This is a genomic window from Streptomyces sp. Root1310 (assembly GCF_001426425.1).
GTDB lineage: Bacteria > Actinomycetota > Actinomycetes > Streptomycetales > Streptomycetaceae > Streptomyces.
Map to the genome: position 1 here is coordinate 878832 of NZ_LMEQ01000001.1, position 23330 is coordinate 902161.

Annotated in this window: 16 protein-coding genes; 8 read left to right on the top strand and 8 right to left on the bottom strand. The window is 71.8% G+C overall.

From position 1 onward, the window contains the following. Positions 1-166: 166 nt before the first annotated feature. Both ASD48_RS04005 and ASD48_RS04010 read left to right on the top strand, forming a co-directional pair. Positions 167-1900, top strand: a complete 1734-nt coding sequence (locus tag ASD48_RS04005) for an ABC transporter ATP-binding protein (protein ID WP_057599933.1) — start codon at positions 167-169, stop codon at positions 1898-1900. After that, positions 1900-3828 (top strand): ABC transporter ATP-binding protein, encoded by a 1929-nt coding sequence (locus tag ASD48_RS04010; RefSeq protein ID WP_057599934.1) that lies wholly within the window; start codon positions 1900-1902, stop codon positions 3826-3828. Before ASD48_RS04005 ends, ASD48_RS04010 begins: the two co-directional genes overlap by 1 nt. A 93-nt stretch (positions 3829-3921) precedes the next feature. On the opposite strand, the gene ASD48_RS04015 is transcribed toward ASD48_RS04010, so the two are convergent. The 5 genes from ASD48_RS04015 to ASD48_RS04035 all read right to left on the bottom strand — a co-directional run bounded on the left by ASD48_RS04015 (position 3922) and on the right by ASD48_RS04035 (position 11133). Beyond that, a complete protein-coding gene (locus ASD48_RS04015) occupies positions 3922-5196 on the bottom strand; it encodes an RNA polymerase sigma factor (RefSeq protein ID WP_057599935.1) in 1275 nt (424 codons plus the stop codon). A 146-nt stretch (positions 5197-5342) separates the two neighbouring features. Next, positions 5343-7238, bottom strand: a complete 1896-nt coding sequence (gene dnaG / locus ASD48_RS04020; protein WP_057599936.1) for a DNA primase — start codon at positions 7236-7238, stop codon at positions 5343-5345. A gap of 158 nt (positions 7239-7396) precedes the next feature. Continuing rightward, positions 7397-8662, bottom strand: coding sequence for an FAD-dependent oxidoreductase (locus ASD48_RS04025; RefSeq protein WP_057599937.1), 1266 nt, complete (start codon positions 8660-8662; stop codon positions 7397-7399). 167 nt (positions 8663-8829) lie between these two features. Further along, the gene (locus ASD48_RS04030) at positions 8830-10113 is read right to left on the bottom strand and encodes a deoxyguanosinetriphosphate triphosphohydrolase (RefSeq protein ID WP_057599938.1); all 1284 of its coding nucleotides are present in this window, start codon (positions 10111-10113) and stop codon (positions 8830-8832) included. 141 nt (positions 10114-10254) lie between these two features. Further along, entirely contained in the window at positions 10255-11133 is an 879-nt protein-coding gene (locus ASD48_RS04035; RefSeq protein WP_057599939.1) for a sirohydrochlorin chelatase, read from the bottom strand. A gap of 207 nt (positions 11134-11340) precedes the next feature. Between ASD48_RS04035 and ASD48_RS04040 the strand changes: the two genes are divergently transcribed. Together ASD48_RS04040 and ASD48_RS04045 are read left to right on the top strand one after the other, a co-directional pair. Beyond that, positions 11341-12018 carry an ElyC/SanA/YdcF family protein gene (locus ASD48_RS04040; RefSeq protein ID WP_057599940.1) on the top strand — a complete coding sequence of 226 codons (678 nt, stop codon included), beginning with the start codon at positions 11341-11343 and terminating at the stop codon, positions 12016-12018. 160 nt (positions 12019-12178) lie between these two features. Then, complete coding sequence (locus tag ASD48_RS04045; RefSeq protein ID WP_057599941.1) at positions 12179-14326, top strand: molybdopterin oxidoreductase family protein; 2148 nt, start codon at positions 12179-12181, stop codon at positions 14324-14326. 100 nt (positions 14327-14426) lie between these two features. Here the strand turns inward: ASD48_RS04045 and ASD48_RS04050 are convergent, their stop codons facing one another. The 3 genes from ASD48_RS04050 to ASD48_RS04065 form a co-directional block, all read right to left on the bottom strand. Continuing rightward, positions 14427-15131 carry a DUF6215 domain-containing protein gene (locus ASD48_RS04050; RefSeq protein ID WP_348983206.1) on the bottom strand — a complete coding sequence of 235 codons (705 nt, stop codon included), beginning with the start codon at positions 15129-15131 and terminating at the stop codon, positions 14427-14429. Between the two features lie 98 nt (positions 15132-15229). After that, positions 15230-15874, bottom strand: a complete 645-nt coding sequence (locus ASD48_RS04055; protein ID WP_157880599.1) for a hypothetical protein — start codon at positions 15872-15874, stop codon at positions 15230-15232. 98 nt (positions 15875-15972) lie between these two features. Then, entirely contained in the window at positions 15973-17619 is a 1647-nt protein-coding gene (locus ASD48_RS04065) for a M4 family metallopeptidase (RefSeq protein ID WP_057599945.1), read from the bottom strand. Positions 17620-17797: 178 nt separating this feature from the next. Between ASD48_RS04065 and ASD48_RS04070 the strand changes: the two genes are divergently transcribed. The 4 genes from ASD48_RS04070 to ASD48_RS04085 all read left to right on the top strand — a co-directional run bounded on the left by ASD48_RS04070 (position 17798) and on the right by ASD48_RS04085 (position 23293). After that, positions 17798-18352: a gamma-glutamylcyclotransferase family protein gene (locus ASD48_RS04070; RefSeq protein WP_057599946.1), complete on the top strand. Its 555-nt coding sequence runs from the start codon at positions 17798-17800 to the stop codon at positions 18350-18352. A 327-nt stretch (positions 18353-18679) separates the two neighbouring features. Then, on the top strand, positions 18680-19249 hold the full coding sequence (locus ASD48_RS04075) for a hypothetical protein (RefSeq protein WP_057599947.1): 570 nt from the start codon (positions 18680-18682) through the stop codon (positions 19247-19249). Positions 19250-19400: 151 nt separating this feature from the next. Then, positions 19401-20036: a class F sortase gene (locus ASD48_RS04080; protein ID WP_057599948.1), complete on the top strand. Its 636-nt coding sequence runs from the start codon at positions 19401-19403 to the stop codon at positions 20034-20036. A gap of 107 nt (positions 20037-20143) precedes the next feature. Continuing rightward, complete coding sequence (locus ASD48_RS04085; RefSeq protein ID WP_242432495.1) at positions 20144-23293, top strand: DUF4157 domain-containing protein; 3150 nt, start codon at positions 20144-20146, stop codon at positions 23291-23293. Positions 23294-23330: the final 37 nt, after the last annotated feature.

A 23330-nucleotide genomic window follows, 5' to 3' on the forward strand; every position in this document is an offset into this window, starting at 1 on the left:
CAGGGCGTGCGGGGCGCGTCCGGTGTACGGGTGTGCGTCCGGATGACACGGACGGCCGTAAAAGCACTGCTCTCAGCTTAATCAGTTGAGGTAACGCCGGTGGAGTGTTCAACGATAGGGGCCAGGGGCAACCAATGCCCCTCCCGCCGACTCCGAGAGACGTAGCGTGCTCATACGACTACTACGGACCTATCTCAGGCCCTACAAGAAACCCATCGCCCTGCTCGTGGCGCTCCAGTTCCTCCAGACCTGCGCCACCCTCTACCTGCCCACACTGAACGCGCACATCATCGACAACGGCGTCGTCGAGGGAGACACCGGGTACATCCTGTCCTTCGGCGGCGTGATGATCGGCATCTCGCTGGCGCAGGTGGTGTGCAACATCGGCGCCGTGTACTACGGCGCCAGAACCGCCTCCGCGCTCGGCAGGGACGTGCGGGGGGCCGTCTTCGACCGGGTGCAGTCCTTCTCCGCCCGCGAGGTCGGCCAGTTCGGCGCCCCCTCGCTGATCACCCGGACGACCAACGACGTCCAGCAGATCCAGATGCTGGCCCTGATGACGTTCACGCTGATGGTGTCGGCGCCCATCATGTGCGTGGGCGGGGTGGTGCTGGCGCTCGGCCTGGACGTTCCGCTGTCCGCCGTGCTCGTCGCGGTGGTGCCGGTACTGGGCATCTGCGTGACGCTGATCGTGCGACGGCTGCGGCCGCTGTTCCGGTCGATGCAGGTGAAGCTGGACACCGTGAACCGGGTGCTGCGTGAGCAGATCACCGGCAACCGGGTGATCCGCGCCTTCGTCCGCGACGAGTACGAGCAGCAGCGGTTCCGGAAGGCCAACGGCGACCTCACCGACATCTCGCTGAAGACCGGCAACCTGCTCGCGCTGATGTTCCCGGTGGTCATGACCACGGTGAACCTGTCGTCGATCGCCGTGGTGTGGTTCGGTGCCCACCGGATCGACAGCGGTGGGATGCAGATCGGTGATCTGACCGCCTTCCTCGCCTACCTCATGCAGATCGTCATGTCCGTGATGATGGCCACCTTCATGTTCATGATGGTGCCGCGCGCGGAGGTGTGCGCCGAGCGCATCCAGGAGGTGCTGGACACCTCGTCGTCCGTGGTGCCGCCGGTGGCTCCCGTCACCGAGCTGCGCCGGCACGGGCACCTGGAGATGCGGGGGGCCGGATTCCGCTATCCCGGCGCCGAGGAGCCCGTCCTGAAGTCCATCGAACTCGTGGCGCGGCCGGGCGAGACGACGGCCGTGATCGGCTCGACCGGCAGCGGCAAGTCCACGCTCCTCGGGCTGGTGCCCCGGCTGTTCGACGCCACCGAGGGCGAGGTCCTCGTCGACGGCGTGGCCGTCGCCGAGGTCGACCCGGTGCTGCTGGCGAAGACCGTCGGACTCGTACCGCAGAGGCCGTACCTGTTCGCGGGCACCGTGGCGACCAATCTGCGCTACGGCAATCCGGACGCGACCGACGAGGAGCTGTGGCACGCGCTGCAGGTGGCGCAGGCCAAGGGCTTCGTGGAGGGTCTGGAGAACGGGCTCGACTCCCCCATCGCGCAGGGCGGGACGAACGTCTCCGGCGGTCAGCGGCAGCGGCTCGCGATCGCCCGGACGCTCGTGCAGCGACCGGAGATCTACCTCTTCGACGACTCCTTCTCCGCGCTCGACTACGCCACCGACGCGGCCCTGCGGGCGGCGCTCGGGCGGGAGACCGCCGAGGCGACCGTGGTGATCGTCGCCCAGCGGGTGGCCACCATCCGCGACGCCGACCGGATCATCGTCCTCGACGAGGGTCTGGTCGTCGGCACGGGTACCCACCGCGAGCTGATGGCGACGAACGAGACCTACCGGGAGATCGTGCTCTCCCAGCTCACGGAAGCGGAGGCCGCCTGATGGCCGGGCCCATGGGACGCATGATGGCCGGCACCGGTCCCGACAGCCACTCGCTGGACTTCAAGGTGTCCGGCAGGCGCCTGCTCGCCCAGTTCAAGCCGGAGCGGTTCACCCTCTACGCGATGCTGGCCTGCGTGACGCTGAGCGTCGGCCTCAGCGTGGTCGGGCCGAAGATCCTCGGCAAGGCCACCGACCTGGTCTTCGCGGGCATCGTCGGACGGCAGATGCCGGCCGGGGCGAGCAAGGAGCAGGTCCTCGACTCGATGCGGGAACGCGGCGAGGGCAGCGTCGCCGACATGCTCAGGAGCACCGACTTCACCCCCGGCAAGGGCATCGACTTCGGCGCGGTCGGCGAGGTCCTGCTGTTCGCGCTCGGCGTGTTCCTGGTCGCCGGTCTGCTGATGGCGGTGGCCACGCGGCTGGTCAACAGGTCCGTCAACCGCACCATGTTCCGGATGCGCGAGGACGTGCAGACGAAGCTGTCCCGGCTGCCGCTGTCCTACTTCGACAAGCGTCAGCGCGGCGAGGTGCTGTCCCGCGCCACCAACGACATCGACAACATCGGGCAGACGCTCCAGCAGTCGATGGGCCAGCTGATCAACTCGCTGCTGACGGTCATCGGCGTGCTGGCGATGATGTTCTGGGTGTCGTGGATCCTCGCGCTGGTCGCGCTGGTGACCGTGCCGCTGTCGTTCTTCGTCGCCACCCGGGTGGGCAAGCGGTCGCAGCCGCACTTCGTGCAGCAGTGGCGCACCACCGGCAAGCTCAACGCCCACATCGAGGAGATGTACACCGGCCACACGCTGGTGAAGGTGTTCGGCCGCCAGGAGGAGTCGGCACAGCAGTTCGCCGAGCAGAACGAGGCGCTGTACGAGGCCGGGTTCAAGGCGCAGTTCAACAGCGGGGTCATGCAGCCGCTGATGATGTTCGTGTCGAACATCAACTACGTGCTGGTCGCGGTGGTCGGCGGGCTGCGGGTCGCGTCGGGTTCCCTGTCCATCGGTGACGTGCAGGCGTTCATCCAGTACTCGCGCCAGTTCTCGATGCCGCTGACGCAGCTCGCGTCGATGGCGAACCTGGTGCAGTCCGGCGTCGCCTCGGCCGAGCGGGTCTTCGAACTCCTGGACGCGGAGGAGCAGGAGGCGGACCCGGTGGCGGCCGAGCGGCCCGCGGAGCTGCGCGGGCGGGTGGCGCTGGAGGGCGTGTCCTTCCGGTACGACCCGGAGAAGCCGCTGATCGAGGACCTGTCCCTGACGGTGGAACCCGGCCACACGGTCGCCATCGTCGGCCCGACGGGCGCCGGCAAGACGACGCTGGTGAACCTGCTCATGCGGTTCTACGACGTCTCCGGCGGGCGCATCACCCTCGACGGTGTCGACCTGGCGAGGATGTCCCGCGACGAACTGCGCGCCGGCATCGGCATGGTGCTCCAGGACACCTGGCTGTTCGGCGGCACCATCGCGGAGAACATCGCGTACGGGGCGTCGGGCGAGGTCACCCGCGGCGAGATCGAGGAGGCGGCGCGGGCAGCGCACGCCGACCGGTTCGTCCGTACCCTTCCCGACGGCTACGACACGGTGATCGACGACGAGGGCAGCGGGGTCTCCGCCGGTGAGAAGCAGCTGATCACCATCGCGCGGGCGTTCCTGTCCGACCCGACGATCCTGGTGCTCGACGAGGCGACCAGCTCCGTCGACACCCGCACCGAGGTGCTGATCCAGAAGGCGATGGCGAAGCTGGCGCACGGGCGTACGTCGTTCGTCATCGCGCACCGGCTGTCGACCATCCGGGACGCCGACACCATCCTGGTGATGGAGAACGGCTCGATCGTCGAGCAGGGCGCGCACACCGAGCTGCTGGCGGCGGACGGGGCCTACGCGCGGCTGTACAAGGCACAGTTCGCGCAGGCACTGGCCGAGGTGGACTGACGGTCCCTTCCCGGAGGCGTCCCACGGGCGTCTCCGGGGCGTCTCCCGGGCCGGGAGGGGCCGCTCGCACCGGGTGACGGCGAGCGGCTCCGCTCAGTCCAGGTAGCCCCTGAGCTGATCCGCGAAGGCGTGGTCGCGGAGCTTGTTGAGGGTCTTGGACTCGATCTGCCGGATCCGCTCGCGCGTCACGCCGAAGATGCGGCCGATCTCCTCCAGCGTGCGCGGCCGGCCGTCCGCCAGTCCGTAGCGCAGCTGGACGACCTTCCGCTCGCGTTCTCCGAGGGTGGAGAGCACGGCCTCCAGGTGCTCGCGCAGCAGCAGGAAGGCCGCCGACTCGACGGGGCTGGCCGCGTCGCCGTCCTCGATGAGGTCGCCGAGGGCCACGTCGTCCTCCTCGCCCACCGGGGCGTGCAGCGACACCGGCTCCTGGGCCAGCCGCAGGACCTCACCGACGCGTTCCGGCAGCAGGTCGAGCTGGGCGGCGACCTCTTCCGCGGTCGGCTCGTAGCCGCGCTCCTGGAGCATCCGGCGCTGGACGCGGACGACCCGGTTGATGAGCTCGACGACGTGGACCGGCACGCGGATGGTGCGGGCCTGGTCGGCCAGCGCGCGGGACATGGCCTGGCGGATCCACCAGGTGGCGTACGTGGAGAACTTGTAGCCACGGGCGTAGTCGAACTTCTCGACCGCCCGGATCAGGCCGAGGTTGCCCTCCTGGACGAGGTCGAGCATGGTGAGCCCGCGCCCGACGTACCGCTTGGCGACGGAGACCACGAGCCGCAGGTTGGCCTCGATCAGCCGCCGCTTGGCCATCCGGCCCAGGACGACCAGCCGGTCGAGATCGAGGGCCAGTTGACTGTCCAGGTCGCTCGCGCCGCTCAGCTTCTCCTCGGCGAACAGGCCGGCCTCCACGCACCGGGCCAGCTCGACCTCCTCGGCCGCGGTGAGCAGCGGGATGCGGCCGATCTCCCGCAGGTACTGGCGGAACAGGTCCGAGGAGGGACTGCCGCTGTCGGTGGTGCGGGTGCGCGGTGGCGGGACGGGTTCGGGGGCGTCCTCGGGAACGTCCTCCAGGGCCTCGGCGGGCGGCTCGGTCTCGGGCCCGGGCTCGGCCTGCGTCTCCGGGTGCGCTTCGGGGTGGGTCTCGGGGTGGTGCGCGGCACGGTTCTGCGGCGGGACGGCGGCCAGGACGTCGGTCTCGGCGTCCGGTTCCGTGCCGTCGGCCGTGCCGGCACCGGTGGTACCGGCCGTACTCTCGGCAGTGCTGACGGTCTGGGTCAGGGTCTGGGTCTGCACGGGGGCGACCTCCAGGATGATCGCTGCTGAGGTGAGCAGCAGCGGTACTTCGGGGGCGGAGTCGGCGGCCACGCCGCGTCCGTCCGGGATCGGCCGCGCTCCGAGGACTCAGGCACCGCCCCCAGTGTGGAGTACGACACACAGCCGCCACGAGGGGCGTGCGACGACTTTTTGAGTCCGGTCAGTGACCGCGTGGTTACCCTGCCGCGGTCGGCGGCTCAGAGAGCGGACGGGCCCTCGTGCTGCAACGCCCTGTCGTACCTGGTCAGGATCATCATCTCGTTCTGGACGGCGGCCGACTGGGCCGGGTCCGTGTGGCCGAGACGGGTCAGCGTGCCCTGGAGATCGGTGAGCCTGCGGGTCACGGCCCTGCGGCGGACCGTCACCAGTTGCTCCCCCGCGTAGTTCTCGTCGACCGTGCGGCGCATGATGGCCTCGACCGCGAGCTCCGTGACCATCGCGCGGACCGCGTCGTCGGGCGCGGCCTCCCGGACCCGGACGAGGTACTCCTGCCCGTCCTTGACGCCGAACTCGGCGCCGCCCGCGTCCTGGATCGCCTGGCGCACGGCGGCGTAGGGGGCGGCGGTGAACTCGTCGATCCCGTACGCGTCGAAGGCCGGGGAGACCAGCTCGGGGCGCTGGAGGGCGAGCTTCAGCAGCTCGCGTTCGGTGGCGTAGACCGCGTTGCGGAGATTGAGGGCCGGGCCGCCCGCCGCGGGCCGGGATGCGGACTCGTACGACTGGGGGCCACGGGCCGGCGCCGGACCCTTGCCGCCCCGGTCGCGGGCCCAACGGGCCAGCTGGGCGACCCTCTTGACGACGAACTGGGTGTCCAGGATGCCGAGCATGCCGGCCAGCTGGACGGCGACCTCGTGCTGGGCGCCGCTGTTCTTGATGCGGGCGACGATGGGCGCGGCCTCGTCCAGGGCGGCGGCGCGGCCCGCGGGGGTGTCGAGGTCGTAGCGGACGACGATCTGGCGCAGCGCGAACTCGAAGAGCGGCGTGCGGGGTTCGACCAGGTCGGCGACGGCCTCGTCGCCCTTCGCCAGGCGCAGGTCGCAGGGGTCCATGTTGTCCGGCGCGATGGCGATGTACGTCTCGGCGGCGAACTTCTGGTCGTCCTCGAAGGCGCGCAGGGCCGCCTTCTGGCCGGCCGCGTCACCGTCGAAGGTGAAGATGACGCGGGCGCTGCCGTTGTCCATGAGGAGCCGGCGGAGGATCTTGATGTGGTCACCGCCGAAGGCCGTGCCGCAGGTCGCGATGGCGGTGGTGACGCCGGCCAGGTGGCAGGCCATGACGTCGGTGTAGCCCTCGACGACGACCGCGCGGCTGGACTTGGCGATGTCCTTCTTCGCGAGGTCGATGCCGTAGAGGACCTGGGACTTCCGGTAGATCGCCGTGTCGGGCGTGTTGAGGTACTTGGGTCCGTTGTCCGCCTCGTAGAGCTTGCGCGCGCCGAAGCCGACGACCTCTCCGCCGATGTCGCGGATGGGCCACATCAGCCGGCCCCGGAAGCGGTCGATGGGGCCGCGGCGCCCCTCCTGGGAGAGCCCGGAGAGGATCAGCTCCTTGTCGGTGAAGCCCTTGCCGCGCAGGAAGCGGGTGAGGTGGTCCCAGCCCTGGGGGCTGTAGCCGACGCCGAAGTGGAGGGCCGCGGCCTGGTCGAAGCCACGCTCGGCGAGGAAGATCCGGCCGGTGTCGGCCTCGGCTCCGGTGGCGAGCTGCTCCGCGTACCACTCGGCGGCGATCTTGTGCGCCTCGACCAGCCGGATGCGTTCGCCGCGCTGGTGGGCGGGGTTGTAGCCGCCCTCCTCGTAGCGCAGGGTGATGCCGGCCTGGGCGGCGAGCCGCTCGACCACCTCGGAGAAGGTGAGGTGGTCGACCTTCATCACGAACGTGATGGTGTCGCCGCCCTCCTGGCAGCCGAAGCAGTGGAACAGTCCCTTGCTCGGGCTGACCTGGAAGGACGGTGACTTCTCGTCGTGGAAGGGGCAGAGGCCCTTGAGGTTGCCGCCGCCCGCGTTGCGCAGCTGGAGGTACTCGGACACCACGGCGTCGATCGGGACCGCGTCCCGTACCGCCTTCACGTCCTCGTCGTTGATCCGTCCTGCCACGAGGTGATTCTACGGGGGCGCGCCGACATCTCCGGCGGGCCGTGGTGCCCTTGGGGTGCTCGGGGCTGTGACATGGGCGGCCCGCCCGCGGGGGCGCGAGCGGCCGCACACGCCCCGCGGTCACCGGACGACGGCCCCGCGGGCGACCGGAACCCGGCCTAGGCGCCGAGTGCGTCCAGCGGCACCCGGGGGTCCGCCAGTGCTTCCGTGTCGATCCGCTCGCGCGAGCGGATCAGTTTCTGGATCGGCTCTGTGACGTCCCACACGTTCACGTTCATCCCGGCCAGGAGGCGGCCCTCCTTCAGCCAGAACGCGACGAACTCCCGCTTGCCCGCGTCACCGCGGATCACCACCTCGTCGTACGTCCCCGGCGGGGCCCAGCCGCTGTACTCCATGCCCAGGTCGTACTGGTCGGAGAAGAAGTAGGGGACGCGGTCGTAGGTGACCTCCTGGCCGAGCATCGCGCGGGCGGCCGCCGGGCCGCCGTTCAGGGCGTTGGCCCAGTGCTCGACGCGCAGCCGGGTGTCGAAGAGACCGTGCGGGAAGGAGGCGACGTCGCCGGCCGCGTGGATGTCGGGGTCGGAGGTGCGCAGCCGGGCGTCGACCGCGATCCCGCCGCCGTGCGCGCGGTCCGCGAGGGTGAGGCCCGCCGCCTCCGCGAGGCCCGTGCGGGGGGCCGCGCCGATCGCCGCGAGGACGTCGTGCGCCGGGTGTTCCTCGCCGTCGTCGGTGCGGACGGCGAGGACCATGCCGTCCTGGCCGACGATCTCGGTGAGCCGGGCGCCGAAGTGGAAGCGGACGCCGTGCTCGCGGTGCAGGTCGGCGAAGACGGAGCCGAGCTCCGGGCCGAGGACGCCGTGCAGCGGGGTGGGCTCCGGTTCGACGACGGTGACCTCGGCGCCGTACTCGCGGGCCGCCGCCGCGATCTCCAGGCCGATCCAGCCGCCGCCGGCGATCACGATGTGGCCGTTGTCACGGCCGAGGGCGGCCAGGACGCCCTTGAGGCGCTCGGCGTGCGCGAGCCGGCGCAGATGGTGCACGCCCGCGAGGTCGGTGCCGGGGATGTCCAGCCGGCGGGGTTCCGCCCCGGTGACGAGGAGCAGCTTGTCGTAGTGGACGAGCGTGCCGTCGTCACCGAAGCGGACCGTCTTCGCGGTGCGGTCGATCGCGTCGACGGTCTGGCCGAGGTGCAGCTCGATGTCGTTCTGCGCGTACCAGGCGGGCTCGTGCACGAAGACGCTCTCCCGCGTCTCCTTGCCGAGCAGGAAGCCCTTGGAGAGCGGCGGCCGCTCGTAGGGGTGGTCGCGTTCGTCGCAGATCAGTATCACGCGGCCGGTGAAGCCCTCCGCCCTCAGCGTCTCGGCCGCCTTGGCGCCGGCCAGGCCTCCTCCGACGATGACAAATGTCTGATCCGCGTCGACCACGTGATGCCTCCTACCGGGGTTCTGGGGGGTGGTCCCCCAGAGAACACTGTGCCTGCCGCCACATGCGAGCGTCCCGCACGCAGCGTGATGGGGGAAGGGGGACGTGCCCGATCAGGGCACGTCGGGTCACGTTCCGGGCCCGTTCGGGCGCACCCGGTCCGCACTTGTCAGGATCTCGTCCGCTCCGTCAGTCGGCTGTGCAGCGAGCGGGCCGAGGCGTCGGTGAGGGACGCGATCTGGTCGACGACGACCCGCTTGCGGGCGCGGTCGTCGGACGCCTGGTCGAACAGGGCGCGGAACTGGGGGTCGAGACCGTCGGGGGCGCGGACGGTGAGCGCCTCGGCGAGCTCGCTGATGACGATGCGCTGGTCGGCGCGCAGGACTTCCTGTTCGGCGCGCTGCATGACGTACCGGTCGGCGACCGCCTTGAGGACCGCGCACTCCAGGCGCGCCTCCTCGGGTACGACGAGCTCGGCGTCGTACCGGGTGAGACGCCCGGTGCCGTACCGCGCGCGGGTGGCGCCCTCGGCGGCCAGGCAGAAACGGCCGATGAGCTGGCTGGTGGCGTCCTTCAGCCGGGCCTGGGCGGCCGCCGTGCCGTCGTAGCCGTGCGGCCACCAGTCCTGGTCCTGGAGGCGGTCGAGGGCGGCGGCGAGTTCGGCCGGATCGGTGCCTGCGGGGACGTAGCGGCCGACGGCGACGCGGAAGATCTCCCGGCGCTCCGGTTCGGCGTGCAGGCAGTTGGGGTCGATGTGCCCCGCGTGCAGGCCGTCCTCCACGTCGTGCACCGAGTACGCCACGTCGTCGGCCCAGTCCATGACCTGCGCCTCGAAGCAGGTACGCGTACCGGGAGCCGTCTCACGGACCCAGTCGAAGACGGGCCGGTCGTCCTCGTAGACACCGAACTTGCCGGACGCCGGGTCGACGGGATGGGCGTCCCGGGGCCAGGGGTACTTGGTGGCGGCGTCGAGGGCGGCCCGGGTGAGGTTGAGGCCCACGGAGCCCTCGGCGGTGAAGCGTTTGGGTTCGATGCGGGTGAGGAGCCGCAGCGACTGGGCGTTGCCCTCGAAGCCGCCGCAGTCGCGCGCGAACTCGTTCAGTGCCTGCTCGCCGTTGTGCCCGAACGGCGGGTGCCCGAGGTCGTGGGAGAGACAGGCCGCCTCGACCAGGTCGGGGTCGCAGCCGAGGGCGGCGCCCAGTTCGCGGCCCACCTGGGCGCATTCCAGGGAATGGGTGAGGCGGGTGCGGGGGGTGGCGTCCCAGGCGTCGGTGCGGGTGCCCGGGGTGACCACCTGGGTCTTGCCGGAGAGCCTTCTCAGGGCGGAGGAGTGCAGAACGCGGGCGCGGTCTCGTTGGAAGGCGGTCCGGCCGGGGCGTTTGTCCGGCTCGGGGGCCCAGCGGGCGACTGACGTCGGGTCATAGGCGGTGTCGAGGTGTGCGGTGCCTTCCATGTCTCGACAGTAAGCGGCGGGGGTGACAATCGGGTGGTACCGGGCGCCCGCCCGGCTGTCGGGTCCGGCACGTTCCGCGCGTCCGGGCGGCCGTTCCGCGCGCCCGGGCGGCGCGTCGGCGGGTCCGGGCGGCCCGGGGGCTCAGGCCGACGCCAGTTCGGGGGCCGTGCTCGCCGGGGTCGCCCAGGCCTGGTCGTAGCGGTGCAGGAGCAGGCTCGCCATCGCCGGGTGGGTGCCCAGCGGGGCGGACGCGATCCAGGGGGCCGCTTGCGCGCACTCGGTCGCGAAGCGGCCGGGTGCCGTGAAATAGGAGGCGACCGCCACCCGGTCGCGGCCTCGCGCGGCCAGGGCCCGCAACGCCGTCGGGACGGCCGGGGTCGCCGTGGAGGCGTACGCGGGGACCACCGGGACGCCCAGTCGGCGCGCCAGGAGACGGGCCGTGCGGCGGGTGTCGACGGCCGAGTCGGGGTCGCGGGAGCCCGCCGCCGCGAGCACGACCGCATGCGTGCGGAGTTCCTCCCGCGTCAGGTCCGTGGGCCAGCCCGCCTCGACCAGACGCGTGTACAGGGTCTCCACGAGGAACGGGTGCGGGCCGAGCGGCGCGGCCACGCGCGTGTGCACCCGTGCCTGCGCGGCCATCTCGGGGATGTCCCGCTTGACGTGGTAGCCGCGGGCCAGGAGCAGCGGGACCACAACGGCGTCCGTGGTGCCGTGGGCGTCGAGGTCGGCGAGGGTGTCCGTCAGCAGCGGCTCGTTGAGCTCGATGTGACCGAGGTGCACCGGCAGACCGGGGCGCTGCTCGCGGACGCGGTCCAGGAGCGTGCGGACGGTGCTCAGCGCGCGCGGGTCGCGGCTGCCGTGGGCGACGACGACCAGCGCCGGCGGGCCGGGACGCCGGCGGCCGTCGAGCCGGACGAGGCTGAGCTGGCTGGCGAGCTGGGAGCTGATCCGGTTCATGATGTGCGCCGTACTGTCGAGGTGGACTTCGGACTCGTCGTACTGAGCGGGCGACGCCTTCATGAACAGATCCTGACGGACGGAGGTTGCACCCCCGTTGCCTGACCGTCACGAGTGTTTTCCGGTCGTTCACGCCGGGCCCGGGGGCGGTGTGAGATGTGGCTCGTGCCGCGGGAACGAACCGGATCACCGTCGGCTGCGTCTTCCCGGGCCGAAGGGGCCGGCGACCCGCTCGCCTGTTCGACCTGTTCCGACCTGGGGGATCACCGTATGGACATCCGTCGACCGCGGCTGCCGCGCACCCGTGCCGGCCGGCGACGGCTGGTGCAGGCCGTGATGGCCGGGTGCGTGCTCGCGCTGCTGCCGTCCACCTGGCTGTACGTCTCCACGGCCGACCGGCTCGGCACGACCGCCGACGCGCCGCGCACCGAGGTCGCCGTCGTGTTCGGCGCCGGTCTGTGGGACGGCGAGCCCTCGCCGTATCTCGCGCACCGGCTGGACGCGGCGGCGAAGCTGTACCGGGAGGGCCGTATCGAGGTCGTGCTCGTGACGGGGGACAACAGCCGTGAGGACTACGACGAGCCCGACGCCATGCGCACCTATCTGACCCGGCACGGGGTGCCCGACGCGCGGATCGTCAGCGACTACGCCGGTTTCGACACCTGGGACTCCTGCGTCCGCGCCAAGAAGATCTTCGGCGTCGACCGGGCCGTGCTGATCAGCCAGGACTTCCACATCCGGCGGGCCGTCGCCCTGTGCGAGGCGGCAGGGGTGGACTCGTACGGCGTCGGAGTCGCCGCCAAACACGACGCGACCTGGTACTACGGGGGCGCCCGGGAGGTTCTCGCGGCCGGCAAGGCGGCCCTGGACGCGGTCTTCGAGCCGGACCCCAGGTTCCTCGGCCCGAAGGAACCGGGAGTGACGAGAGCCCTCGCCGACGCCCGGTGAGGCGGCGGGTGGGGCAGGTGGGGCAGGTGGGGCAGGTGGGTGCTGCGGGCGGTCCCGGCGGGCGCCTCACGGTGGGCCCGGTCCGGCGGGGAGGGCACCACCACACCGCCGTAACAGGAGACCGCACGGCGCGTAACACGGCCGAAGCACGCTGGAGCGTATGCCGACCACTTCGACGCCCACCCACTGCCCGTACTGCGCCCTGCAGTGCGGGATGGCCCTGTCGCCCCTGCCCACGGGGGGCGTCGAGGTGGTCGAGCGCCCGGACTTCCCGGTGAACCGGGGCGCGCTGTGCGGCAAGGGCCGTACGGCGCCCGCGGTGCTCTCCTCCCGGGTGCGGCTGACCTCCCCGTTGGTGCGGTCCGGCGACTCGCTCGTGCCGGCCACCTGGGAGGAGGCGCTGGACCGGATCGCCGGGGAGTTCGGCAGGGTGCGGTCCGAGCACGGGGCCGACGCGCTCGGCGTGTTCGGCGGAGGCGGGCTGACGAACGAGAAGGCGTACACGCTCGGCAAGTTCGCGCGGGTCGTGCTCGGTACCTCGCAGATCGACTACAACGGCCGCTTCTGCATGTCGTCCGCGGCGGCGGCCGGCATCAAGGCGTTCGGTCTCGACCGGGGACTGCCCTTCCCACTGGAGGACATCCCGCGTACGGGGTGCGTGATCCTGGTCGGATCCAACCTCGCGGAGACCATGCCGCCCGCTCTGCGGTTCTTCAACGAGCTGCGGGAGAACGGTGGCACGCTGATCGTGATCGACCCGCGCCGCACGAAGACCGCCGAGCAGGCCGACCTGCACCTCGCGCCCCGGCCGGGAACGGATCTCGCGCTGGCGCTGGGTCTGCTGCACCTGATCGTCGCCGAGGGGCGGGTCGACGAGGAGTACGTACGGGAGCGCACCACCGGCTGGGAGGACGCGCGGGCGGCCGCCATGGCGCACTGGCCGGAGTACGTGGAGCGGATCACGGGGGTATCCGTTCCTCAACTCCGGGAGACCGTCAGGCTGTTCTGCGAACCCGAGGCCGCGATGGTGCTCACCGCGCGCGGGCCCGAGCAGCAGTCCAAGGGCACCGACACGGTCGGCGCGTGGATCAACCTCTGCCTCGCGACGGGACGGGCCGGACGGCCGCTCAGCGGTTACGGCTGTCTGACCGGGCAGGGCAACGGGCAGGGCGGGCGCGAGCACGGCCAGAAGGCCGACCAGCTGCCCGGCTACCGCAAGCTGGACGACCCGGCGGCACGGCGGCACGTCGCGGAGGTGTGGGGCGTCGACCCGGACTCGCTGCCCGGCCCCGGTCGCAGCGCCTACGAGCTGCTGGACGCGCTGGGGTCCGACGTGCGGTCGCTGCTGCTGATGGGGTCGAACCCGGTGGTCTCGGCGCCGCACGCCGCGCACATCGAGGAGCGCATCAAGTCCCTGGAGTTCCTCGCCGTCTGCGATGTCGTCCTGTCCGAGACGGCGGCCCTCGCGGACGTCGTCCTGCCGGTCACCCAGTGGGCCGAGGAGACGGGGACGACGACCAGCCTGGAGGGAAGGGTCCTGCTGCGCCGCCGGGCGATCACCGCCCCGGAAGGGGTACGGAGCGATCTGGAGGTCCTGCACGAGCTGGCGGCACGGCTGGGCGTCGAGAAGGGCTTCCCGACCGACCCCGAAGAGGTCTTCGAGGAACTCCGCCGAGCCAGCGCGGGCGGCATCGCGGACTACTCCGGCATCAGCTACGCGCGACTGATGGAGGAGAGCGGGGCCGGGGTGTTCTGGCCCTGCCCGGCCGAGGCGGAGGCGGAGGCCGAGGCGGAGGCGGAGGGCGAGGCGGGCGCCGAAGACGGCCGCCAGGGGCGGCGGGGGACGGCGGCCGGTACGCCTCGGCTCTTTCTCGACCGGTTCGCCACGGAGGACGGACGGGCACGCTTCGTGCCGGTCTCGCACCGGCCCAACGCCGAGGAACCCGACGACGACTACCCCGTCCTGCTCACCACCGGGCGGGTCGTGTCGCAGTACCAGTCCGGCGCCCAGACCCGCCGCGTGGACGAGCTGAACGCCGCCGCGCCGGGCCCGTTCGTGGAACTGCACCCCCGGCTGGCGGCGCGGCTCGGAGCGTCCGAGGGCGACCCGCTGGCCGTGGTGTCACGACGCGGAAGGGCGGTGGCCCCGGCCCGGATCACCACCGGGATCCGCCCCGACACCGTGTTCATGCCGTTCCACTGGCCGGGCGAGGGCCGCGCCAACACGCTGACCAACCCGGCGCTGGACCCGACCTCGCGCATGCCGGAGTTCAAGGTCTGCGCGGTGCGGGTGGAGATCGCCGAGTAACCGGCCCCCGTCAGCCGACCGCCGTCAGCCGACCGCCGTCAGCCTGCCGCCCACCGCCGGTCGGCGCTCGCCGATCGCCGACCGGATGCGTCCGGCACCGTCAGCCTGCCGCCGCCCAGCCCGGGATCGCGGGCAGGACCTTCTGCGCGATGCTCAGCAGGGCGGCGTCGTCCGGCCGCACGTTGTCCTGGCGCCAGATGGCGAGCTCGTAGCTTCCGCCGCCGTCCTTGGTGTCCGGGGCGACGGCCAGCGCACGGGCGATGCCGCCGGGGGCGGTGTCGGACTTGCCGCCGCCGAGGTCGAAGCTGAAGGCGATCGTCTGGCTCGAGTAGAGCACCGCGGGGTGGCCCGCGATCGTCTTCGACTCCGCTTCGTTCAGCAGGTCCTCCATCCCCGCGACCGGGAAGTCGTCGTAGGACCGCGAGAGCTTCACGGTGTAGGTGTCCAGCTGGACGGTCCCCTCGGGGCTGGGGATCTCGGTGCCGCCCGCCATCTCGACGGAGCCGTCACTGCCGTAGGCCGTCAGCGCGTGCTCCTGCGGAGTGCCCAGCAGCGTCGGCAGGTCCGCGCGGTTCAGCGCCGTGCACAGCTCCGTCCCGGAGACGCGGTGCGCCGCGTGCGCCTTCTCGGCGGCCTTCCTGTCCTCGTCGTCGACGCGGCAGACCGCCGGTTTGTCGGCGGCCACGGCGTCGTTCTTCTGGATCACGTACAGCCCGCCCCCGAGCGCCCCGACCACCACCAGCGCCGCGATGGCCTGAGCCCATGCGTTCGGGCCCTTCTCGGGCGCGGCAACCATCTCGGCCATGTCCCCCATTACCCCCATTACCCCCGGTACCCCCTGCTCGCGCGGGATACGCGCGGGGGGAGCGTAGCGGGTGATCCAGCCACGGGGAAGCGAGTTCCTCACCAGTAGGTGAGGTCGAGCACCCGCGCGCAGTGCGGATCCCGGTCGTCCGCCGCCATCTGCTCCACCTCCCCCCGAACCAGCGAGGGGAGTGCCGCGATCAGCGCCGTGAGCGCCCCGGTCGTCCGGACGTCGGCGGCGGTCACCCCCGGCAGGCCTTCGGCCCGGAAGTACAGCCGTACCCGGTCCTGGTCCAGGAAGAGAAAGCCGTGCAGAAGGGGGTCCGTCGCGTGGTCCTCGTCGAAGCACGTGGCCCGGACCAGGGTCCGCACCAACCGCAGTCCCCGATCGGCGGCCGTCTCGTCGGCCCGCGGCACGACCGCCGGGTCCACGGCGACGAGCGGCATCCCCATCACCGTGCCGCCCCCGGCCGGCCGGCCGCCCGCCCCGCACAGGGTGCGCAGCATCCCGATGACGTCATACGCGGTCACACAGTCGTCGCCGACGAGGAGCGGAATCTCGTAGAGCGTCAACTCCCCGGTGTCCACGGCACCTACGGGCCCGACGGCGACCCGCACGGCATCCGCGCCACCGGGGGCGGGCAGCACCCCGCGCACGTACGACGCCCCGACGAGCGGGGCATGAAGATGCTGAAGCACGAGGGGGATCAGGTCCGCCTGATCACGCACGGTCTCTTCGTCCACGGGGGCATTGTCGACGCCGGGGGCGGTGAAGCGCTGCCGGCCGCCCCGGTCCCGGGGTTCGGGTTCGGGGCGGCCGCGTCGTGCTGTCGGGGGCTGGGTCAGTTCACGTTGACCGCGGCCCAGGCCGCTGCCACCGCGTTGTACTCCGTGGTGCCGGTGCCGTAGAGGTCGCGGGCCGCGTTCAGGGTGGCTGTTCTTGCCGCCGCGTAGTTCGTCGAGGACGTCATGTAGACGGTCAGGGCGCGGTACCAGATCGCGCCGAGCTTTTCGCGACCGATGCCGGTGAGCGTCGAGCCGTTGTACGTCGGCGAGTTGTAGGTGACGCCGTTGACGGTCTTCGTGCCGCTGCCCTCCGCGAGGAGGTACGCGAAGTGGTTGGCGACGCCGGACGAGTAGTGGACGTCGAGGTTGCCGACCGAACTGCTCCAGTAGTCGGCGGAGTTGCCGTCCTTGCTCGGCTTGTCCATGTAGCGCAGGGCGTCCCGGCCGAAGCCGGAGCGGACGATCTTCTCGCCGATGAGGTAGTCACCGGCGTCGGAGGAGTTCCCGGCGTAGAACTCGACCAGGCTGCCGAAGATGTCGGACGTCGCCTCGTTGAGGCCGCCCGACTCGCCCGAGTAGGTCAGCTTGGCCGTCTTGGAGGTCACGCCGTGGGACATCTCGTGGCCGGCCACGTCCAGGGCGACCAGCGGGCCCAGCTGGGTGCCGTCACCGTCGCCGTAGGTCATGCAGAAGCAACTGTCGTCCCAGAAGGCGTTGTTGTAGCTGTTGCCGTAGTGGACGCGGTTGTAGGAGCCCTTGCCGTCGTTGCCGATGCCGTTGCGGCCGTGCACGTTCTTGTAGTAGTCCCAGGTCACGTCGGTGCCGTACTGGGCGTCGACGGCGGCGGTGGAGCGGTCCGCCGTGGCGCCGGTGCCCCAGTGGTTGTCGGTGTCCGTGAAGAGGGTCGCGGGGGCGCGGCTGATGCAGATGCCGAAGATGCACAGGTCGGTCTTGTTGGCCGCGTCGCCGGTGTACGTGTTGCCGCGGGTCGGGTCCTTGAGCTGGTACGTCGATCCCGAGAGGGTCGTCTCCAGCGGGACCGTGCCCCCGTACAGGGACTTGCCGTCGCCCGAGGCGGTCTCGATGGTGTCCCAGGCGTCGATCTGGGCGCCGGTGCGCGCGTCGGTCAGGACCGCGCGGGCGACCGGGTTGCCGAGCGTGTCCAGGGCGACGACGTCCGTCCGCCAGGCCAGCTTCGGGGCACCGTGCAGCGCGTCGACGACCAGCTGTGGCTTGGCCTTCACCTGCTTCAGCGTCTCGCCGAGGTTGGCCGCGCGCAGGGCGTTCACGGCGACGTCGGCGGCCTTGGGAGCGGACACCTTCGGGGTGATGCTCGACAGCGAGATCGCCGCCCTCGTCGCCCGGTTCGCGCTGCGGTAGGCGCCGTCGGGTGCCAGATGGACGACGAAGTCACCACCCAAAACCGGGAGTTGTCGATACGTGCGGTCGTAACGGACGTGCTGCGTGCCGTCCTTGTCGACGATCACGTCACGGACGGAGGTGCCCTGTACGGAGGTGAGGCCGAGGGTCGCCGCGTGGTCGGCGAGTACCGCCGCCGCGTTGTCGAGCGCCGTCGCGCGGGTCGGCCTGTCCGCCGCGTCGGCGACCGGGGAGAGCACGGCGGCCAGGAGCGTGGCCGTGGTGGCGGCGATACCGGCGGTGGCGAGACGGGAACCTCGGACGTGCTGCCGTATCCGACTCATCAGTGTCTTCGGTCTCCTCGAGAAGGCGCCGTGGGGGGCGCGTGTGGGGGTGGCCTGTGGGTGGCCTGTGGAGGTCGCGCTGATGTCGTCCTGGCATTTAAGAGGCCCTGACATGTCATGTCCATAGCGCATGCGCGATGGACCGGTGAGAGGGCGGTGAGGGGAGAGAATCGTTTCCGTGAGCGCCCCGGAACTCCCCTTCTTCGTCTACGGCACCCTCCGCCCCGGCGAGGTCAACCACGACCTCCTCCTGCGCGGTCGCACCCTCCGCGAGGAGCCGGCCCGGCTGGCCGGAGCGGTGCTCTACCAGGGACCCGGCTATCCCTACGCGGTGGAGCAGCCGGGCGGGACGGTGACCGGCGAACTCGTCACGCCCCTCCCGGGGGCCTACGCGCGACTGCTCGCCGAACTCGACCGGCTGGAGGAGTACGTACCGGGCGACCCGCGCAACCTGTACGCCCGGGTCGAGCGCGAGGTGACGGTGTCGGGGGCGGTGCCGGAGGCGGCGACAAGGACAGTGACAGGGGCGGCAGCGGCAGCGGCAATGGGTGGAGACGGGGATGGGGATGGGGATGCGGACGGGGGCGGGGACCGGGACCGGGAGGGGGCGGTGCTTCGGGGCGGGGGGCACGTCGTGCGCGCCTGGGTGTACGTCGCCGCACCCGCCGTCGCCGACCGTCTGCGGGCCCGGGGCAAGCTGATCGAGAGCGGGGACTGGCTCGACCGGCGGTGACCTCTCCGGCCCCGCGGCGGCGACCTCTCCGGCCCCGCGGCGGCGACCTCTCCCGGTCGGCGGCCTCACGGCCTCGCGGCAGCCGTCGGGCCGTACCGGCGCGGCCACCCGCGGCGGCGGTCACCCGTTCACCCGCCCCGTGCGCGCTTTTCCGTGCCGGGCCCTCCACACGCCGGTGACCTGGTGAAACCCTCGTCGGGCCACCCGACCGCGCGCACATCTGACACCCATTCATCCCATTCCTGACGCCCCCTCAGGAAGCGGGCTCGCCGTGCTGCGACTTACCTCGGAAGGGCAGGGAGACTCGAAGAGCTCGAAGGAGCACCGATGCGACGCACCGCCCGTCGTAGCGCACGTCGTGCCGCGCATGTGCTGGCCGGTACCGCGCTCACCGTCATCGCCACGGCCGGGTTCGCCGCACCCGGCACCGGTGCCGGTGCAAGTGCCGGTGCCGGTACCCGTGCCGGAAGCCTGGAGGTGTATCCCTCCACCGCGGTGCCGGGCGGGCAGGTCTCGGTGAACACGGCGGCGTGCGGGGACGGCGGAGCGGCGACGGGCGACGCCGGGGCCGTGGGCGCCGGTCGCTTCCCGCTCGCGCCCAGCGCGCACAAGGGTGAGGCGATCGGACAGTTCCGGGTGCCGCCGAGCGCGCAGCCGGGCACGTACGAGATCGTCGCGGAGTGCGCCGCGGGCGGGCGGCGCGTCACCGGGGACCTGGTGGTCGTGCTGGCCTCCGACCGGCAGCCGGTGCATCCGCGAGGAAGTGTGAAGACGGGGGTCGGCGGCGCACTGGGCCCCGACCCCGTACAGACCGCGGCCGGCGTGGCGGCTCTCGCCGTCGCCGCCGCGGGCGGTACCTGGCTCCTGCATCGCCGGGCGAGAGGCGACGGGATCTGACGGACACCCTCCGCTGTCCGTCCGCCGGTACCGCATGTCCCCTCCCCCTCCGGGTCCGACGCCCCTCGCGGCCCGGAGGGGGAACGGGGTCCCCCGACCAGGAAATTCACGGAAAGCGTCCACGCGAAGAGTCACGCAGAAGGGTCCCGGGATGCCCAGGGTCGGCAACACCGCCATAGCGGCCGTCACCGTGATCGCTCTCGGCGGCGGCGCCTGGCTGCTGCACAGCGGCGCGGAGACACACGCCCCGCCGCAGCCGTCCGCGGCCCAGGCCCACTCGACCGACCCGGCCGACCCGGACGTACGAGTCCCTTCCGCCCCGGCGCTGGCGCCCTCCCCGCCCGACCGTGTCCGCATCCCCGCGATCCATGTCGACGCCCCGCTGACGGGCCTCGCGCTCACCGCGTCGGGCAGCCTCGACGTCCCGCCCGCCGAGAAGAAGAACCTGGCCGGCTGGTACGAGGCCGGCACCACTCCCGGCGAGACGGGCACCGCCATCGTCGCCGGCCATGTGGACAACGCCGACGGCCCGGCCGTCTTCTACGACCTGGGCGCCCTGCGCAAGGGCAGTGCCATCGAGGTGGACCGGCGCGACGGAAGCGTGGCGGTGTTCACCGTGGACGCCGTAGAGGTCTACCAGGCACGCGACTTCCCCGACGAGAAGGTGTACGGGGCGGCGAGCAGGCCGGAGCTGCGGGTGATCACCTGCGGCGGGGGCTACACGAAGTCGACCGGCTACCAGGGGAACGTCGTCGTCTTCGCGCATCTCACGTCCTCGCGCGCCTGAACGCCCGGCTCCCGCCCCTCCCCCCGCCCGCCCCACCGATTGCTTCCGCCTTGTCGCGAACGGGTTAACTCCCCACTTCCTGACGGGAGATGACCGATGATCGGAACATGCGTGCACAGGACCAGCAGGACATCACCGCTCGTCCCGTCCGGACTGCGACCGCCGCCGCGCGGCCGGCGGCGGCCGTCGGTCCGGCCCTGCCCTCCGGACCGGCCGTGGCCTCCGGACGGCCGACCGTCTCCTCCGGACCCGTCGGACCCGTCGGACCCGTGAGCCCGGTCGCGCCAGGCGGACCGGTCGGACTCGGAGGGCCGGTCGGACTCGGAGGGCCGGTCGGACCGGTCGGACTCGGCGGACCGGTCGGACTCGGCGGACCGGTCGGGCCGGTCGGCTCCGGTGGCGCGCCGTCCGCCGGGCACCTGCTGGCGTTGCAGCGCACGGCAGGCAACGCCGCCGTCGTCCAGGCGCTGGAACAGCAGCGGCAGGCCCAGCGCCACGCGCACGGGCCCTCCTGCGGTCACGAGGACTCCACTGCCGTACAGCGCCACACGCACGGACCCACCTGCGGCCACCACGACTCCGCCCCCGTACAGCGCCACGCACACGGACCCTCCTGCGGTCACCACGGTTCCGCGCCGGTGCAGCGATCGTCCGTGCCGGACGTGCTGCGTGCCGCCGGGCAGCCGCTGGACGGGGCGGTCCGCACGGAGATGGAGGCGCGGCTGGGCGCCGACTTCTCGGACGTGCGGCTGCACACCGGGCCGACCGCCCAGCGCTCGGCGGCCGAGGTGGGGGCGCGCGCCTACACCTCCGGCAGCCATGTCGTCATCGGCGCCGGCGGCGCGGACCGGCACACCCTGGCCCACGAGCTGACGCACGTCATCCAGCAGCGTCAGGGGCCGGTCGCCGGTACCGACAACGGCTCGGGGCTCAGCATCTCGGACCCCTCCGACCGTTTCGAGCGCGCGGCGGAGGAGAACGCCCGCCGTGTCCTGGCCGGTCCCGCGCCGGCCGAGGCGGCTTCGGTGCAGCGGACGGCGGACTCCCCCACCGAGGAGGCGCCCGTCCAGCGGACGGCGGCCGCACCCGCCCGCACCGGCGGGGAGATCGCCGTCCAGCGCTTCGGCGACGGCGAGGCGCCCTTCGACCACGCCCAGTACTACGCGAAGACGGGCTGGCAGGCGGCGGCCGAGGAGTTCGAGAAGCGGCTGGGCGCGTACTCCTTCGGGCATCCGAGGGCGCTCGCCGCGGCCCGTAAGACCGTGGCCCGGCTCAAGCAGCTGCTCATCGCCTACGCCCGCACGGAGCACAAGGACGTGGCTCTCGCCAACAAGTCGTTCTTCAAGGACGACAAGACGAGCGCCGGGCAGGTGGGCGAGGGCCTGACCACCGCCCAGATCAACGAGTTCTTCGCCCGCGACGGAAACGTCCGCGAGCTGATCACGGCCGTCTACAACGCCGCCTACTACAACAAGGGGGCGGAGCTCTCCCTCAAGGAGATCCTCAACGGGATCATCGGACCCAAGCCGCAGCTCGCGTCCACCCTCGGTATGAACCAGGAGGAGCTGAAGAAGCACTCGGCGTTCCTCAACGGCTGGTCCCGCCCGCCTCTGTGGGCCGCGGCGAACCTCGCGGGCAAGGGCTACAACTACGAGAAGGACCCGTACGCGCTGGGCAACCTCCTGTGGCAGTCGGACCCGGAGACCTTCGCCGGCGACACCCGCGAAATGATCAACAGTCAGGGGCCCCGGAAGGAACGGAGCGAGGCCGACAAGGAGGCCAACCGCAAGACCCCCCGCGACTACGCGGACCGGGGTGCCCCGCTCAGCGCGCGCGAGCTGGCCTTCGTCGGCAAGCCCGGCCCGGACGACAAGCTGCCCTGGAACGAGGGCACGGCCTACTGGGAGATCCAGCAGAACGAGTCCTGGCCGAAGGAGAACGCCGCGCGCGGCGTCCCGGTCGTCGCGGGCATGTCGGGCACCACGACCCGGATGCTCAAGACCTTCCAGTGGATCAAGGTGTCCGGGGTGGACGTCTTCGACTACCGGATGGCCGTGATGGGCTGGATGCTGCCGTCCTGGGACCACTCGCTCTACGAGATCCTGCGCGGCTCCTGGGCGGCCGGGGTGAAGGGGCCGGGCGAGTCCGCGGCCCGTGCGGGCAAGGGCGCGGCGCTGATGTACCAGAACATCGCGCCCTTCACGGAGGAGGAGCTGCGGCAGAACGTCTGCGTCGGCGGTCATTTCCCGCACGAGGCGATGTACTTCGCCGAGGCCAACAAGCCGCGGGACACCGATCCCGCGGCCAGCGGCTTCATGGAGCCCGGCCAGAACGCGGCCGGAACGGTGCCGGCCAAGTACAACGCCTTCGTGCGCGGCGACACCGCGCCCACACCGCGCATCGCCAAGTGGAAGGCGGACAACGGGGGCGCCTCCACCGAGGCCGTCGCCGAGAGGTTCAAGCCCGCCCACGCGACCGCGCTGATGGCGTACACCGGCGGGGCCCACCAGATGATCAACTCGGTGGTGCGCAGCAGGCTGCTGCCCGAGGGCTACGCGCCCTACGGAACCGGCGGCGTGGCCTCGGCCGGCGCCGCGGCCGTCTCGCTCCAGCAGATCAAGAGTCAGCTCCGCTGGGCCGCCCAGAACGACGGTCCCGACCAGGAGTGGGTGCCCACGCTCGACGAGGACCCGGTGATCCAGCCGCAGCTCGCGAACGCCCGGGGCACGGACCCGGTGGCGAAGAAGGCGGCGATGGCCGTCATCGACGCGCGGATCGACGTACTCGCCCCCGTCCTCTTCGAGGAGCTCAAGGCGCACGCCGACATGACGATGGAGGCGCTCAACCGGCTGCCTCCCGTCACCGGCACGGTCTACCGCGGCGACTGGAATCTCGGCGGGGACGAGTCGATCTACCGGCTCGGCAAGCAGGCGGCGCTGAACTACCGGCCCGGATCCGTCTTCACGACCTCCTTCGACAGCACCAGCAGGGAGAAGTCCGTGGGACTGGGCTTCATGCGCGGCCAGCGGGTCTCCGGCACGAAGACGCACCGGATCCTCCTGGAGCTGACGCTCACCGGGAAGTACGGCCGTGACATCGACCCCTTCCACCAGTACCAGGGCACCGAGGCGGAGGTCCTGCTCATGCCGGGCGCGAGTTTCAGGGTCGACAGGAGCGAGTGGGTGCAGGACCCGGGCCACGACCCGGCGAACGGCGGCAGCGACTGGTACGAGCACGTCTACGCAACAGAGGCCTGACCACCGGCCGCCTCGCCCCTCACTCCCTACGGGGCGG